This window comes from Paenibacillus sp. FSL W7-1287 (assembly GCF_038004245.1).
Lineage (GTDB): Bacteria > Bacillota > Bacilli > Paenibacillales > Paenibacillaceae > Pristimantibacillus > Pristimantibacillus camelliae.
Genome location: NZ_JBBORD010000001.1, coordinates 457,098 through 473,234 on the forward strand (window position 1 = coordinate 457,098; position 16,137 = coordinate 473,234).

Below are 16,137 nucleotides of genomic sequence, written 5' to 3' on the forward strand. Positions count from 1 at the left end.
TTATCCTAACCATGTTATTTCCTGCTTAGTCACCCCTCGAGTAATCCAAAGCGCTAAGCTATACGCAAGCGCACCAGCGACAACCGCCATTAGTGAATACAACGTCATCTCTAGCCTGTTCACACCACCTGTTGGCAGCAGAATGAGCTGAAACAAATATAGAGTAAGGCCCATCGTTAACATCGCCACTGCAGTCGATATAAGGGATTGCACAAGCGATGGGTTGTCCTTTTCTTGCTCAGCGTAGCTGCTCATTTGTCGCACCGCAAGCTTTAATGCAATAGCACCGAGACACGCGGGCAGCAGCAATGCAAAATTCGCTGCGATAGCAGCACCCGTAATGCCGTAGATTGGAACCAGCCATATATTCAATAATGCCTTACTGCCTCCAGCGATGACAAGCAGCCAAAGCGGGAGTCGTGAAACACCAGCTGCCTGCAGCAGTGGTGCCTGCACCGCGAGCAGACTGCTCGTTAATGTCGTCAAGCAGAGGTAACGAAACGTTTCTAACCCAACAGTATCCTTGTACAGCATAATGTTTATTGGTTCCGCTAGCATAAGCAAGCCTACGGTAGCCCCACAGCCAACAAACCAAGCCATACGATGCATAAGCAGCAGCCTTGGTCCTAATAGCCTCAGAGCGCCTGGATCAGCCCCATAATTCATCCAGCGCGGTAAGAAGCCTGCTGCAAAGGCTCCAAGCAGCATAGAAACGAGCTGTATAAGTGGTTGGATTCGACTATATTGACCGAATTGAGCCATAATGTCCTCGGCATGACCTTGTAATAAGCGAGGGATGCTTAAGGCGTCGACCACTGCAACAATCGGCACGACAATTGCCGCGAGCGCAGTAGGCAGCGCCAGCTTAATGAGTGATCTTGCTTCCAGCACGGACAGCTGAAAGCTGTGCCTAGTGAATGGCTGTCGTGGCCTTTGATACCAAAGCCATAATAAGGCTGCACCAGCACCAAATGCCGATCCCCACATCACACCAGCTGTTAGCTTACCATCTGACCATCCCATGGATAGACCAATCCACAAGGCAAGCAGCATACAGCACACACGTACGAGCTGCTCTATTAGCTGAGACAGTGAGGAGCTTCGTGCATCATCAATTCCTTGGTAAAACCCTCGATAAACAGCAATAAGCGGGGTTACACATAGCGCTGCTGCGAGTACGCGCAGAGAGCTGGCGATCTCAGGATGCCCGATCCACTCCCCAAGCATTGGTGCTGTCGTAAATACGATTAATGATAAAATAATTGCCGTTACACTGCTCATAACGAGCGCCACTCGTAGCGATCGCAGTCGCTCCTCGGGTCTAAGCACAGCTATGTATGAAGCAAGTGCGGTAGGTATGCCAGCGATGGCCAAAGCCATCATAAGCTGGTAAATCGGATAAACGATATTATATATGCCAAAAACAGCATCACCAGCTAAATTTTGTAAAGGAATCTTCTGCAGTACGCCAATAAGCTTCGTTAGTAGTGTTGCTGCCGTAAGCCACAGCGCCCCATAGCCGCTTAGCTTCAGCCAATGCTTTCGAATGCTCAAACCTCTCACACTACCTTCTTATGTCAGTTATGTACACCATCCCTCCATTATAAATGCCTGCTCGAAAAGTTCAACTTTCAGCGATCTGCTGAACTCAAGATTCGATGCCGAGTAAGCTTTCAGTGCTGCTTCGTGATCAAAGCTGGATATTTTGAACTTCCCATTCCAATCAGGTTCTAAATGTTCGGCTTTCAGCACCGAGAAGCTTGGATGAAGCCTAAGGACTGAGAAGCGCAGCGTACGTAGTGGGTACGTGAGCATTCGAGGGCCTGGCTGAATTCAAGATTCGATGCCGAGTAAGCTTTCAGTGCTGCTTCGTGATCAAAGCTGGATATTTTGAACTTCCCCTTCCAATCAGGTTCAAAGTGTTCGGCTTTCAGCACCGAGAAGCTTGGATGAAGCCTAAGGAATGAGGAGCGGAGCTACACGTTTTCGTAGAAAACGGCTTCGGAAGCATCCGCTTGTAATTGGTACGTGAGCACCGGAAGGCCTCGCTGAATTCAAGATTCGATGCCGAGTAAGCTTTCATCGCTGCTTCGTGATCAAAGCTGGATATTTTGAACTTCCCCTTCCAATCAGGTTCTAAATATTGGGCTTTCAGTACCGAGAAGCTTGGATGAAGCCAGAGGAATGAGGAGCGGAGCTACACGTTTTCGTAGAAAACGGCTTCGGAAGCATCCGCTTGTAATTGGTACGTGAGCACCGGAAGGCCTCGCTGAATTCAAGATTCGACGCCGATTAAGCCCTCAGTGCTGCTTCGTGATCAAAGCTCGACATTTTGAACTTCCATTCCAATCAGGTTCAAACTTCCCCTTCCAATCAGGTTCAAAGTGTTCGGCTTTCAGCACCGAGAAGCTTGGATGAAGCTAGGGGCATGAGGAGCGGAGCTACACGTTTTTGTAGAAAACGGCTTCGGAAGCATTCGCTTGTTATTGGTACGTGAGCACCGGAAGGCCTCGCTGAATTCAAGATTCGACGTCGATTAAGCCCTCAGTGCTGCTTCGTGATCAAAGCTGGATATTTTGAACTTCCACTCAGCAAAAAGGCTTCTGTCGCCTACAGCAACAGAAGCCCATATGTTCCACGTGAAAAATGTCGATTACTGTTCCATTTGCTTAGCTAGAAATGCTGCAGCTGTCTCAGCCATCTTCTGCTCTAGCTGTCCAATCTTCATGTTTTCATCCTTGCTTATAATGACAACGGTACCGATTGGGTCGCCTCCTGCGATGATAGGCGCCACGACGTAGGAGTTATAAGTGTCCTGGTTATCCTTAATGATCTCATAATTCCCGCTATTGGTTTCCATAAGCGTTTTTCGATTTTCCATACATGTTTCAAGGGTTTGTCCAATTGCTCGATCAAGCATCTCTTTCTTGGAAGCCCCAGCCACGGCAATAACGGAGTCCCGATCTGAAATAATTGTTATATGCCCTACGCTTTCAAATAGAGACTCTGCGTACTCCTTCGCAAAATCACCCAACTCACCGATTGGTGAGTATTTCTTAAGTATAACCTCGCCGTCACGATCAACAAAAATTTCTAGGGGATCGCCTTCACGAATCCTTAACGTACGACGAATTTCTTTAGGAATAACAACACGACCTAGATCGTCAATACGACGAACAATACCTGTAGCTTTCATCCTAAATACCTCTCTTTCACATCGATTAAAATAGCGTGAAATACCGCTTGTATAAAAACCAAAATGTACAATTAGTTTAGACCACACCGAACGCTTTCGGCGATGAATAGCGCTTCCATTCATGCCACATGTAACATTTTTTCTAACGATTCTAACAGCGTAGCCAAAAATTGAATCTGAACATAGTATTCATCCATATCTAACATCTTATACATTTTGTTGAATGATTTTGAATGAAAGAGAGGACTTACTCCATCGCATGAAAGTTATGCTCCTAGCTCGCTACCGCTATTGTGATTGCTCCTTTATCCACTTTTCCATCAATGAAAAAAAATGATCATGATTGGGAATGGACGTAAATTTATAGCTCTGTACGGACCGTATTATTTTCTCACGAACATGCTGAATCAATTCATTTCTTTCGTGATAATCCACTTCTGAGCAAATCTTCCTTAACAGAGGTTCAAACCTCGTAATAATTTGTTCCATACTTCCCTTATCGCCTGCTTGGGCATTGACGACAAGCTTAAGTAAATCATGTTGATCCATTCTTTTCACGCTCCTCTCTAAGCGTTTGAGTGAGCGCATTCACACGTTCACTTAAAGCCTCGATCTTCTTTTCAAAGCGCAGCAACAAAAATGCCGCCACAGCAATGGGAAAGCCTAGCTCAGAGATAAAAGACGTGAGCATTGAAAGTAATGACGTATCCTGCAATTAACATACCTCCGTTCTATTCGGCATCATGTTTTTTCTCATTTTATTTATGGCGGCTCTTCGAGTTTTTGAAACTGCCTGTTGCGTTACATCAAGTAGTGCCGCGATCTCAGCATCCTTAAAGCTTCCTGCGTAGTATAGCGTCACGACATGTTTTTGCCGGTCAGTCAGTTTTATAAATTGCTCGTGAAGCTGCTCATCCTCAATTGTGCTTTCAAAGGCCATTAATTCATCCTCAGCAGCGGTACTAGTAGTGTATTGACTCTGCTTTTCAAGCAAAAAATCACCTACGCTGTTCCCATTCTCCTCATCGCCAGCCGGAGAATCATAAATTAATAAGCATCTATCCATATATCTTCTTCTTTTTCGATGATGATCAATAGCTGCATATCGAATCAACGATACCATATAGCTTGTAAACCGCAGGCTGAACAGAAATGAACTGAGTCTATGCTTAAAGTCCTGCATCTTCTCCTCAGATGGGTGCATCACGGCCTCCACAAAAAGAATAATGTGGTTGGGATTTTCAAAAAACTTACTGATCGCTCGATCCTCGAACAATGTTGGATGCAATTGCTGAAACATTAGAAAGACGCTATGCTCCTTCACCACAATCCCTCCTTTATATCGCCTTCTAATTATTAAAGTGTGTTTTCCATCGCATATTACAACCAAAATGAGAACATATGTTCGTATATTTAGGCAAAAAAAATAGAGGGTGTCCGCTGAAGCCTATTATAAATTGAATCGTAACACTAAACAAGAACACAATGACCTAACTAATCCATGCACTAAAGTGTACTCTTTAAAGGCTGCTTTCTCCGAAAGCTTTTAGGCAAATATAAAAAGGAACAAGTAATAAAGGCTTCAGGTGCTTCACCTAGCTGTCCTTTACTGCTTGTTCCTTTTGCTAATGTTATTTATGTTGAGGGCTATGGTCTCCCACAGAGCCGCTCGTAGACTAGTCGTAACTTCGCTAGCTGGTTACTGTGCTGCTTCCTCAGACGTTGAGTCTGATTCAGCTCCATCTGTTGATTCTTCATTGGCAGCTTCATCCGTGGATGGTTCGTTTCCAGCCTCTTCCGTTCCCTCAGCAGCATCTGGTTCTGCGTTGTTAACTGGAGGAAGCGTAATATTGATCTCATACTCAGGAAGCTCTTTATTCATGAAATCGTCCATAACGGTATTAGAGAGCACATAACGAATCATGTCCTTCGTTGTTTGTGCAACAGCATCATACTCCAGCACATCGCGACCTTCAACCATGAGGATATGATAGCCAATTGGTGACAGCACCGGATCACCAACGGTGTTCAGCTCCTGCGTATAAGCAGCTTCTTTAACCGGCTCATACCATCTGCCACCCATATAATCGGTGTAGACACCACCAGAATCCTTCGTCGCATCATCAGAGTATTCCTTGGCTAGCTCGTCCCAGCTTCCGCCAGCGTCTAGCTTCGTTTTCACCTCTTGTGCAAGAGCAAGCGCTTCTTCCTCTGTACGAGACTTCGTTTCGCCTGTTTCAGCGTCTGGAACTGCTAGATTGATAACAATTTGACGGACATCGTACAACGAGTAATCAGCTTTATTATCCTCATACTCTGTCTTCATCATCTCATCTGTAATTTGTGAGTCGATGTATTTTGATACGGCACTGCCCATCGTTAGAAACGTTGCCACATCATTACGCGTCAAATCGTAGCTTTTTAGCTGCTCATTAACATCGCCTGAGCCCTTCAAAATCTCTTCGAACTGCGTAAAGTTCGCTAGCGCTTCATCCTTCGCTTCTGTCTGCTGTTCTTCTGTTGCTTTTCCAGCTAGAACCTTGTAAACGATATATTGCTCAAGGATATATTCACGATAGCCTTCCATATCTAATATAGATGGATCCATGCCTTGCGTAAGCGCCAGTGCGGATTTGAACTTGTTAAACTCCTTATCTGTTACAGAGCCGTCTTTATAGGTCGCTACAACCTCTCCGCCCTCCACGTCAGCAAAAGTAAGACCTGGATTTAACTCATCATCTTTGCCACAAGCTGATAGTAAGCCGATGCACAGCACCGCCGTTAATAAAAGCATTAAGTATTTATTTATCTTCTTGTTTGTCTTTTTGTGAAGCATGTACAAGCCCCTTTCAAAAAATTAGAATCTGCTACTCATTGTAGCAGATTCATTTATCAAAAAGCGAATTTTATGATGAGATCGTTTTGTGCAGCTCCTCTTCCTTTTGCTGCAGATCGACATAGTCAAACAAAAACTTCTCCGTAAGATGAAGCTTTTGTTCCATATTGAGACCTTTCCCACGTAGATCAACGTAGTATGAGGATTCTTCTTCACGTGCCTGCTTAAAACGATTCTCTAGCTTCATGCAAAGCTTATCGATATCTCGACGTATTGCTTTCTTTTTCGGGGCTTGATCGAACGTTAGTCTGAAATCCTCGCCGCGACTACTAATGCTAACGATACCTAGTGATGAGCCTAACGCCTTCAGCCTTGATACAGTCATAAGATTGAGAACAGGCTGCGGTAAGTCTCCGAAGCGATCCAGCAGCTCACCAATCAGCTCATCGGACTCCTCAATGGAGGATACAGCTGCTGCCTTTTTATAAATCTCGATTTTTTGCATGCTGTCATAAATGTATTCATTCGGTAAATACGCATCGACGCTTAAATCAATCGTCGTCTGAATGATCTTCTTCTCCTCAACAGCTTCACCGTTCATTTGCAGCTTTCTAAGCTTAATTTCCTCGGCAAGCATCTGGGAGAACATTTCGAAGCCAACAGAGGCAATAAAGCCATGCTGCTCAGCACCAAGCAGATTGCCCGCTCCACGAATCGATAGATCCCGCATAGCAATCTTAAAGCCTGAGCCTAGCTCCGTAAATTCCTTAATCGATTGCAGACGTTTTTCCGCAACCTCTGTCAGCACTTTATCACGCTGATAGGTAAAATATGCATAAGCAATCCGATTAGAACGCCCTACCCGGCCACGCAGCTGATAGAGCTGTGACAAGCCCATCTTATCTGCATCATGAACGATTAAGGTATTAACATTCGGAATATCTACACCGGTCTCGATGATGGATGTGCTGACAAGTACATCTGACTCACCATCTAAGAAGTCCAGTATCGTCTTCTCGAGCTCCTGTTCACTCATGCGTCCATGACCAACCGTTACGCGTGCACCTGGCACAAGCGCACTAATTTCCTCGGCCATCTGGTAGATGCCTTGAACACGATTGTATAGATAATAGACTTGACCACCTCTAGCGAGCTCTCGCTCAATGGCCTCACGCACAAGAGCAGGACTATGCTCCAGCACGTAGGTCTGCACTGGGAATCGATTTTCCGGCGGCGTCTCGATGACGGACAGGTCGCGCACGCCAAGCATTGACATATGCAATGTACGAGGAATAGGGGTTGCAGTAAGCGTCAACACATCCACACTCGTTTTTAGCTTTTTCAGCTTCTCCTTATGCGTAACGCCAAAGCGCTGCTCTTCATCGACAATAACTAGCCCAAGTGCGTGGAACACGACGTCTTGGGACAACAGGCGATGCGTACCAATGACGACATCCACCGTTCCATTCTTTAAGGCCTTGATCGTATCGTTTTGCTCCTTGCGTGAGCGGAATCTGCTCATTACCTGTACATTGATCGGGTAACCACTGAATCGCTCTCTGAACGTCTCATAGTGCTGCTGTGCAAGAATAGTCGTCGGGACAAGCACAGCCACCTGCTTGCCTTCCATCGCTGCCTTGAACGCAGCGCGCACAGCTACCTCTGTCTTCCCGTAGCCGACATCTCCACATAGCAATCGATCCATCGGACGAGCCTGTTCCATATCCCGCTTAATCTCTTCAATGGCACGCAGCTGGTCAGTTGTCTCCTCGTAAGGGAACATCGCTTCAAATTCCTGCTGATAGGTCGTATCCGCACTAAACGCAAAGCCAGGAGTAGCTTGTCTTTCAGCATATAGCTTGATCAGGTCATCCGCGATATCCTGAACAGAGGCGCGAGCCTTGCTTTTCGCTTTCGTCCATTCCGTGCCGCCCAGCTTATTGATTTTAGGCTCTTTCTCTTCAGAGGCGACATATTTTTGAATCAGATCGACTTGATCGACGGGCACAGACAGCTTATCGCCACCCGCATACACAATATGGAGGTAATCGCGATGAATACCACCTATCTCAAGCGTACCGATGCCGATATATTTACCGATTCCGTGATTTTGGTGTACAACATAATCGCCAACCTTAAGCTCCGTATAGCTTTTGATGCGCTCCGCGTTATCCAGCTTCTTATCTACGCGGCGTGCCTTACGCTGCTTCTGCGTAAACATCTCGCCTTCCGTAATCACCACTAGGTTAGACGAAGGCAGCTCAAAGCCCTGCTGCAGGTTGCCCTCAAGCAAGGTAGGCGGTTTAATCTCATAGTCTTCCAGCACTCGATGCATCCGGTCTAGCCGCTCTTTCTTGCCAGCTAGCATAATAATCGTGCTTCCATTCTTACGCCAGCGCTCCATTTCAGACTTCAGCACGTTCATCTGACCATGGAAGTTCTGCATCGTACGAGTCGTGATATTTACTATGTTCTGCGGCTGGGTATGCGGGATTTGCTTCAAGAACAGCTGCAAAAACAACGTTGGATATTTTCTATGCATTAATATCTCATTCGTATCTCTAGCCAGCACGAAGCTTGGCAGAGACTTTCCGTTCTGCAGTAAATGTAAATTCCATTCTGACTCGTCCCGCTCCAGCTGCTTCGCCGTTTCAATAAGTCGGCTTGGTTCATCCAGCACAAGCAGCGTATCATCAGGCATATAATCTATCATCGTTTGCTTCTCAGGATATAGCAGCGAGATATACTTATATATTTCAGAGAAGTAGATCCCCTCTTTTAGCTTGTTTATCTCTGCTCCGAGCTCTTCACTTAGCTTCTCCTTCGCTGTACGGTCGCTCATCTTATCTAGCTGACCTTCTAGCAAATGGGTCGCATGACGCGCTGCCGTCTCCATCCGCTGCCTTGCAGCTACCACTTCCTGCGCAGGCGGTACAATGTATTGCTCCAGCCGTTCTACCGTACGCTGATCTGTCGTATCAAAGCTTCGAATCGAATCTATCTCATCGCCGAACCATTCCACACGAATTGCTAGCTTAGAAGTAAGCGGATAAAAATCAATAATGCCGCCTCGTACACTAAATTCGCCCTTTGTCTCTACAATGTCGGTTCTCGTATAGCCCATCTCAACGAGCTTATATATAAATTGATCGATTGCCAGCTCCTGCCCGACATTGATCGTAATCTCGGCTTCGATAATCGAATCCTTGCTTGGCAGATAACGTCTTATACCGGAAAAAGGAACAACAACTATCCCGCGATAGCCTTTCGCTAGCGAGATAAGCACGTCCATTCGCTGTGCAAGCGTCTCAGGACTAGATATAGCAGCTTCTGCAGCCATCAGCTCATTGGCAGGATAGAGCATCACTTTATTCTGTGGCATGCAATCCTGTAAATCCTCCGCAATTTTCTGAGCGGAGAACATGTTGTGAGTAACGACAAGCAGCGGTCTGTCTAGCTGCTGCTCCAGTGCTGCAAGAAAGACTTGGCGGGATGAGCCTGCAAGTCCAGACACCATCTGCTCCTTCATTCCTTTACTGAAGCCAGTTACTACGGATTTTAATTCTGAATCTTCTTTAAATAAATCAATTAGCGCTTTCAAAGTTTGAGGCACCTCATTTCTCAGCTACAGCATAGATATCCCTTATCACATCTCGCAGTATAACTTTATGATTTTCATGCACAAACAAGCCCTCCACAAAACAAATCTGTCTTATGGACGGCTAGTTTACATACATTACTGTAACGGATTGTTGACGAGATTTAGTTCAGGGTTACTGCTTAGCGCTTCATTGCAGTAATCACATACGAGATGAACGACGAGATCACCGTTTCCATCATACGTAATCATATCTTTACGTTCGTCAGCGGTCAAGGAATGCAAGCCCAGCTGATGCTCGGAAACTATTGAATTGTCAATCGTCCCCATATGTGATCTGCAATATTTGCAAATATAGTTTACAGCCATGTTATGCCTCCTGAAGGTCTTTTATAACCTTCAGTATGCCCAATTGCTTACAATCTATTACCCGTTATACTTCCCCATTGTATCCTCAAACGGATGAGTTAAGCTATATTCAATCGCATCACATGCATGATCAATCATAGCTGCCAGCTTATCCTGTTCATTTTTCGCAAATTTGCTTAATACATAATCAACAATAGCATATCCAGGCTCAGGACGAGAAATGCCCATGCGGACACGATTGAAGGTTTGTGTATTAAGATGTGCAATAAGTGATTTAATTCCGTTGTGGCCCCCTGCACTGCCTTGATAACGTAGGCGCAGCTTGCCAATTTCCGTATCGAGGTCATCGTAAACGATCATACCATCAGCAATATCCTGCTTGTAGTAATCGATAAACGCACGAACGGATTCACCGGATAAATTCATATAGGTCATTGGCTTAATTAAAGCAACCTTAACACCAGCGACGTTTCCTTCGCCGATTAGCGCCTTACACTTGCTCTGCGTTACAGAGATTCCCCAGCGACGCGCTAATTCATCGATCACCATAAAGCCGACATTATGTCTTGTTTTTTCATAGTTGGAGCCAGGGTTACCTAGGCCTACAATCCATTTCATGACAGGTTCTCCTTATTTGCTTTCCTTCTTTGCTCTAGCACGTGCACGAATTTTATCGGCATAAGCTGGTTTATTCTCCTGACGCTGGCGAGCGATAGCTAGGTCTCCTGCTGGTACATCCTTCGTAATGGTCGAGCCTGCAACAACATAAGCGCCTTCACCAACTTTAACTGGCGCAATCAAATTGACATTGCTGCCAATAAACGCATGATCACCAATTTCAGTCTTAAACTTATTAATACCGTCATAGTTGACCGTAATAGCGCCGCATCCGATATTAACCTCTTTACCAACGACTGCATCACCGACATAGCTTAGATGAGATACTTTACTGCCATCATCAAGCTGAGCATTTTTTAATTCTACAAAATCGCCAACCTTGCAATTTTTGCCGACTTTACTGCCCGGTCGCAAATAAGCAAACGGACCGATGCTGCTGCCATCGCCAACCTCGGCTTTGTCCAGCACTGAATGCTTAATAGACACGCCGCTGGCAATGATGCTGCTCGTAATGTCAGATTGAGCACCAATAACGCAATCCTCACCTATCACGGTGCTGCCCTTTAGCACAACGCCAGGATAAATTACGGTATCTGCACCAATCTCGACCCCTGACTCGATATACGTTGATGCTGGATCGATAATCGTAACACCGTTTACGAGATGCTGACGGTTAATACGCTCACGCATCAGGCGCTCTGCCTCTGCTAATGCAACGCGGTCATTAACGCCGATTGCCTCTGCTAGATCAGCTGTACAGTAGCCTTGAACGATCTCCCCTGCGTTTTTGAAGATAGAGATAACATCCGTCAAATAGTATTCGCCTTGTGCATTGTTGTTCGTAATTTTGCTTAATGCTTCAAATAGCTTTTTATTGTCAAAGCAATATGTGCCAGTATTGATTTCCTTAACCGCAGCTTCTTCAGCTGTGCAATCCTTCTGCTCCACAATGCGTTCTACAAATCCATCAGCATTGCGAATAATTCGGCCATATCCGGTTGGATCATCAAAGGAAGCAGTCAATATCGTTGCCGCTGCACCGCTTTGCTGGTGAAGCTGCAGCATTTGTTCTATCGTACTAGCCTTAACGAGCGGGGTATCCCCACAGATGACGATGGTCGTGCCTTCTTCCTTCCCAAGCAACGCTTCAGCCTGCTGGACAGCATGACCCGTTCCTAGCTGTTGCTCTTGCTTTGCGTATTGAGCTTGATCTCCGATATAGGCCATGACCTGCTCCGCACCGTGTCCTACGATAACGACGATCTTCTCACTGTTCACTTGCTTAACTGTATCGATCACATGTCCTACCATCGGCTTTCCACCAACCGAATGGAGCACCTTATATTGCTTAGATTTCATTCGTTTCCCCTGACCTGCAGCCAGTACAATAGACATTACTTTCATCGACTTACCCCTTCCTTAATACCATTCCTCAACTGAATATATCGTATTATACAAAAAAAGAAAAGAGAGCTTCAGCTCTCTTCTCCCCCTTGTAAAAACAGTAACCAGTACATCGGTTTTACACAACTTCTTCGATTGCAACCTCATCAGCTGCACGCTCATATTCTGCTAATACAGCAGATTGGATCTTTTCTCTTGTAGCAGAAGAGATAGGATGAGCGATATCGCGGAATTCTCCGTCTGGAGTACGCTTACTAGGCATAGCTACAAACATACCGTTGTTGCCATCGATTACACGAATATCATGAACGACAAATTCATTATCAATCGTGATTGATGCAATCGCCTTCATACGTCCTTCAGAGTTCACGCGGCGGAGTCTTACATCAGTAATTTGCATTGTGTTCACCACCTTTGTCTATTGGAGACTTGGTGTATAATTCCACATTTTGAAGCTAAATCCTTCTTGTTTTTTGACAATTTTGATACTTTTTTTAATTTTTTTTTCGCAACTTAAAAGTATTCTACTGCATTCGACATAATGCGCTGAAATCAAGGTTTATGCGACAAAAGCCAACAGATGCTATGCGCGATCGTAGCTGCGTTCAAAGGCTGTTGAAAGCAGCTAATCTACGCTAAAATAATTTCCTGGTACAACCTCGGCCTGTTTCATTTTCAGATCGACTGACGTTAGCTTTGCTAATGATACATAATCAGTTAATAAACGTTCATCGTTTTCAACTTCACCAGACTCTGCAAATACACCAACACCTGCAACCGTAGCATTGAATTCATGCAGTAAATCGATCATCCCTTGAATCGTTCCGCCGACTTTCATAAAGTCGTCGACAATAAGAACCCTTGATTGCTCCTTAAGCGCACGTCTTGCAAGCGACATCGTCTGAATTCGCTTTGTAGAACCAGATACGTAGTTGATGCTTACAGCGGAGCCTTCTGTCACTTTATTGTCGCGACGAACGATTACGACCGGAATATTCATGCATGCTGCCGTAGCATAAGCTAAAGGAATTCCTTTCGTCTCTACCGTCATCACAAGATCGACCTGTCGATCTGCGAATGCTGTCGCGAACATTTTTCCGACATCTGCTAGCAATTCCGGATGTCCAAGCAAATCCGTCATATATAAATAACCGCCTGGCAATACGCGATCAGGCTGCTGAAGATCTTCACAAACCTTTTGCATAATGCTTAATGAGGTTTCCTTAGGCATCATTGGTTTAAACATAACTCCGCCTGCAGCACCAGCTAATGTATGCAGCTGACCGATCCCCTCTTCCTCAAATACTTCCTTAATGATAGCAAGGTCTTCGCTAATCGAGGATTTAGCAGACTGATAGCGTTCTGCAAACGTAGTTAGTGAAATTAACGTATGGGGACGAGCAAGCAGGTACTGAGTCATTTCTACAAGCCGTGAACTACGCTTAAACTTTTTCAACGTATTCTCCCCCTCCTAAATCCGAATAATATAATGTCATTATTACATTTTTATACGGGTTTAATCAAGTGATTCCTTAATTAGGAGGTAAGCATACGAACAACATACACCTCTTTACAGTATCCACGAAGCCCATTATATATTCTAGATAGCTTTGCTTCCTTACTCACTAGACCAAATACAGTTGGCCCGCTTCCTGACATTAATACACCGTCGGCGCCTAATCGAATCATACTTTCCTTTAATTGCCGAACCTCAGGGTATAGATTTAACGTCACCTGCTCCAGCACATTGCCAAGCGAAGAGCACATTCCAGCGAACGATCCCGCTTCTAACGCAGCACGCATCGTTGCAACCGAAGGATGCTTGTCTACTTTGTTTACACGAAAACGACCATACACATCTGCTGTAGATACATTGATCGGCGGCTTCGCAAGCACGACCCAGCATTGAGGAGGATTTGCAATACGCTCCAGCTTCTCCCCTCGCCCCGTCGCAATCGCAGTACCTCCTGTTACACAGAACGGCACATCAGAGCCTAGCTCAGCGCCTAGCTGACACAGCTCCTCTTCCGAAATACCCAGCCCCCATAAACGATTAAGCCCACGCAATGTAGCTGCAGCATCGCTGCTCCCACCTGCTAAGCCAGCTGCGACCGGAATTTTTTTATCGAGATGGATATAGACACCCTGCTTTACACCATAACGCTCTTTAATAAGCTGAGCTGCTTGAAAGGCTAGATTTTTTTCATCAAGCGGTATGTAACCGACTTGCGAGCTAATAATAATTTGATCTCTCGATAATGGTTCCATCTCTAGACGATCCGCTAAATCAACCATCGTCATGATCATTTCAACCTCGTGGAAGCCATCCTCGCGCTTTCGTAATGCATCTAAAATTAAGTTAATTTTGGCTGGCGCTTTTTCGTATATTTTCATGAATCCTATTCACCCGTTCATTTTAGCATAGGTACATTATAGCAAACGAAAAGCAGAAAAGCTAAACAATGCTGCATCGTCAGCCTCGTTTAGCTTTTCGTCATTACTTATTCATATCGCGGGCTGCAGCTTCCTCAGCTATTTGAATGGCGCGCTTAACGATATTTCCGGCATCCTTAGCTTTTATGGCGCCCCAGCCTTCCTTCTCTACCGTATCTAGAATCCCGAGCTCACGAGCAATTTCCACTTTCAGCTGCTCAGACATTACTTTTCTTCTTCTGCCCATACGCTTATAGCCTCCTTAGATGAAACATAAGCTTAGTATGTACAGATGTAACCATAGCATGCTGGCAAAAAAATAAGACGCGAGCAATTCGCGTCTTCACTGTGTTACCAATTCTATACGTAATACGTCCGTTATTGTTGAAGATGTGCAATACGGATTTCTCCTTCATCATTGCAAACCGTCACTTCTACCGATTCCGTTAGTATATCCGCATAGCTATAAGACACGCGCTTGAACGCGTGCTGATCTTCATCGAGTTTGACGATGAAGACAGAAGGGTAGGTTTCTTCTAACGTGCCAGTACGTTCAACCGTCTTGCGACGACCACCATTTGCTTTAAGCATAATTCGTGATCCAACATGAGCTTCTAAGCTGCGTTTTATTTCCAATAGCGTATTTTTTGCCATCGATCTACCACCTCTTTCCTTGTCCATTATAACGGAAATTGAGGTGTTTGTCAAATAAGCAAAATATTATATCAGTAGCTCAGGTTTCTTGTCAACGGTTAATTCGCCCATTTCATCCAAAATTAATATTTTTTTATTATGCCATCGTTTTTTCTTCTTATACATACGATTTTGGTCGCGGATAACCGACACGATAACGGCCAAACGTTTCGATCCCGCCCACCCCATCTATACCGCTTATTGTACCGGATACAAGGTCAGGCAAATCTATAATGCTCTTCATCGGTGTGTAGCTCGCTTTGATCGCTACGTAAACCGGGTCTAATGCATGAATAAGTATTCTACCTGGTGAGCTTGCAAAATTCGCACCGGAGTGCAGCAGCGCTTCATAATGGGATTGACAGGCTCCAGCAACGACTACCAAACTGTCTCGATTGCGATCATATTCACGAGCTACTCTCACAGCATTAACAAAATTCTGAGAGTTTTTATAGCTGCTTAAGCTGGCTAGCTCAATGCCTTCGCGATTTTTAAGCACGCCGTCATGACCTGTGATGACAACAATGTCAGGCTGAACAACAGGAAGCAGACGAAGCAGCGCGTCAGCCATCTTCGACTCACTTACATAAAAGCCTTCTGCCGGCACCTTTGTCGCTTCGTACAGCTGCATGCTTTTTTTCAAATAATTCGCATCGCCATCCAGATGCAGCACCTTGCCTGGCCATTCAAAATACATGTCACTGTCAAGGGTATCCCGCCTACGCTGTCCATCTGAGCCAATGGACGCAGGCTCCTCTAGTGTTGTATTGATTTGTCTTAAAGCTTGATTGACCTTGTTACGCACTGCCATATAAGCGGCTTGGCTTGCTGCTTGGTCGTGAATCGATGCTAGGTCATGTCTTGGTGCATCTGCCAGCAGACGAAAATCTAACCCCTTTAGGATTACATAATCATTTTGCATCGCTTCGATTCGAAATAATACGTCTCCGCCATACGATTGACGAACAACTAAATCACCTTGCTTCATAG

General features: G+C 45.1%; 16 protein-coding genes. All 16 read right to left on the reverse strand.

The window, feature by feature from the left end; genetic code table 11:
* The 16 genes from NSQ99_RS02160 to yabG all read right to left on the reverse strand — a co-directional run bounded on the left by NSQ99_RS02160 (window position 1) and on the right by yabG (window position 16,135).
* Window positions 1-1,563 (reverse strand): oligosaccharide flippase family protein, encoded by a 1,563-nt coding sequence (locus tag NSQ99_RS02160; protein ID WP_340834744.1) that lies wholly within the window; start codon window positions 1,561-1,563, stop codon window positions 1-3.
* Window positions 1,564-2,653: 1,090 nt separating this feature from the next.
* A complete protein-coding gene (spoVT, locus tag NSQ99_RS02165; protein WP_251671283.1) occupies window positions 2,654-3,196 on the reverse strand; it encodes a stage V sporulation protein T in 543 nt (180 codons plus the stop codon).
* 288 nt (window positions 3,197-3,484) lie between these two features.
* Complete coding sequence (locus NSQ99_RS02170) at window positions 3,485-3,745, reverse strand: helix-turn-helix domain-containing protein (RefSeq protein ID WP_340834745.1); 261 nt, start codon at window positions 3,743-3,745, stop codon at window positions 3,485-3,487.
* Window positions 3,732-3,911: a YvrJ family protein gene (locus NSQ99_RS02175; protein WP_340834747.1), complete on the reverse strand. Its 180-nt coding sequence runs from the start codon at window positions 3,909-3,911 to the stop codon at window positions 3,732-3,734. Before NSQ99_RS02175 ends, NSQ99_RS02170 begins: the two co-directional genes overlap by 14 nt.
* Window positions 3,912-4,520, reverse strand: coding sequence for a sigma-70 family RNA polymerase sigma factor (locus NSQ99_RS02180; RefSeq protein ID WP_340834748.1), 609 nt, complete (start codon window positions 4,518-4,520; stop codon window positions 3,912-3,914).
* Window positions 4,521-4,895: 375 nt separating this feature from the next.
* Window positions 4,896-6,032 (reverse strand): peptidylprolyl isomerase, encoded by a 1,137-nt coding sequence (locus tag NSQ99_RS02185; RefSeq protein ID WP_340834750.1) that lies wholly within the window; start codon window positions 6,030-6,032, stop codon window positions 4,896-4,898.
* Window positions 6,033-6,102: 70 nt separating this feature from the next.
* A complete protein-coding gene (gene mfd, locus NSQ99_RS02190; protein ID WP_340834751.1) occupies window positions 6,103-9,633 on the reverse strand; it encodes a transcription-repair coupling factor in 3,531 nt (1,176 codons plus the stop codon).
* 135 nt (window positions 9,634-9,768) lie between these two features.
* Window positions 9,769-9,999 carry an anti-sigma-F factor Fin gene (locus NSQ99_RS02195; RefSeq protein ID WP_251671295.1) on the reverse strand — a complete coding sequence of 77 codons (231 nt, stop codon included), beginning with the start codon at window positions 9,997-9,999 and terminating at the stop codon, window positions 9,769-9,771.
* 57 nt (window positions 10,000-10,056) lie between these two features.
* Window positions 10,057-10,617 carry an aminoacyl-tRNA hydrolase gene (gene pth / locus NSQ99_RS02200; RefSeq protein WP_251671296.1) on the reverse strand — a complete coding sequence of 187 codons (561 nt, stop codon included), beginning with the start codon at window positions 10,615-10,617 and terminating at the stop codon, window positions 10,057-10,059.
* Window positions 10,618-10,629: 12 nt separating this feature from the next.
* Window positions 10,630-12,021: a bifunctional UDP-N-acetylglucosamine diphosphorylase/glucosamine-1-phosphate N-acetyltransferase GlmU gene (glmU, locus tag NSQ99_RS02205; RefSeq protein ID WP_251671298.1), complete on the reverse strand. Its 1,392-nt coding sequence runs from the start codon at window positions 12,019-12,021 to the stop codon at window positions 10,630-10,632.
* Between the two features lie 118 nt (window positions 12,022-12,139).
* Window positions 12,140-12,421, reverse strand: coding sequence for a septation regulator SpoVG (gene spoVG, locus NSQ99_RS02210; RefSeq protein WP_251671300.1), 282 nt, complete (start codon window positions 12,419-12,421; stop codon window positions 12,140-12,142).
* A gap of 225 nt (window positions 12,422-12,646) precedes the next feature.
* Window positions 12,647-13,477, reverse strand: a complete 831-nt coding sequence (gene purR / locus NSQ99_RS02215; RefSeq protein ID WP_251671302.1) for a pur operon repressor — start codon at window positions 13,475-13,477, stop codon at window positions 12,647-12,649.
* Window positions 13,478-13,557: 80 nt separating this feature from the next.
* Window positions 13,558-14,415 carry a 4-(cytidine 5'-diphospho)-2-C-methyl-D-erythritol kinase gene (gene ispE / locus NSQ99_RS02220; RefSeq protein WP_251671304.1) on the reverse strand — a complete coding sequence of 286 codons (858 nt, stop codon included), beginning with the start codon at window positions 14,413-14,415 and terminating at the stop codon, window positions 13,558-13,560.
* Between the two features lie 103 nt (window positions 14,416-14,518).
* Window positions 14,519-14,701 carry a small, acid-soluble spore protein, alpha/beta type gene (locus tag NSQ99_RS02225; protein ID WP_251671306.1) on the reverse strand — a complete coding sequence of 61 codons (183 nt, stop codon included), beginning with the start codon at window positions 14,699-14,701 and terminating at the stop codon, window positions 14,519-14,521.
* A gap of 131 nt (window positions 14,702-14,832) precedes the next feature.
* On the reverse strand, window positions 14,833-15,108 hold the full coding sequence (gene veg / locus NSQ99_RS02230) for a biofilm formation stimulator Veg (RefSeq protein ID WP_251671308.1): 276 nt from the start codon (window positions 15,106-15,108) through the stop codon (window positions 14,833-14,835).
* Window positions 15,109-15,265: 157 nt separating this feature from the next.
* On the reverse strand, window positions 15,266-16,135 hold the full coding sequence (yabG, locus tag NSQ99_RS02235) for a sporulation peptidase YabG (protein WP_251671310.1): 870 nt from the start codon (window positions 16,133-16,135) through the stop codon (window positions 15,266-15,268).
* Window positions 16,136-16,137: the final 2 nt, after the last annotated feature.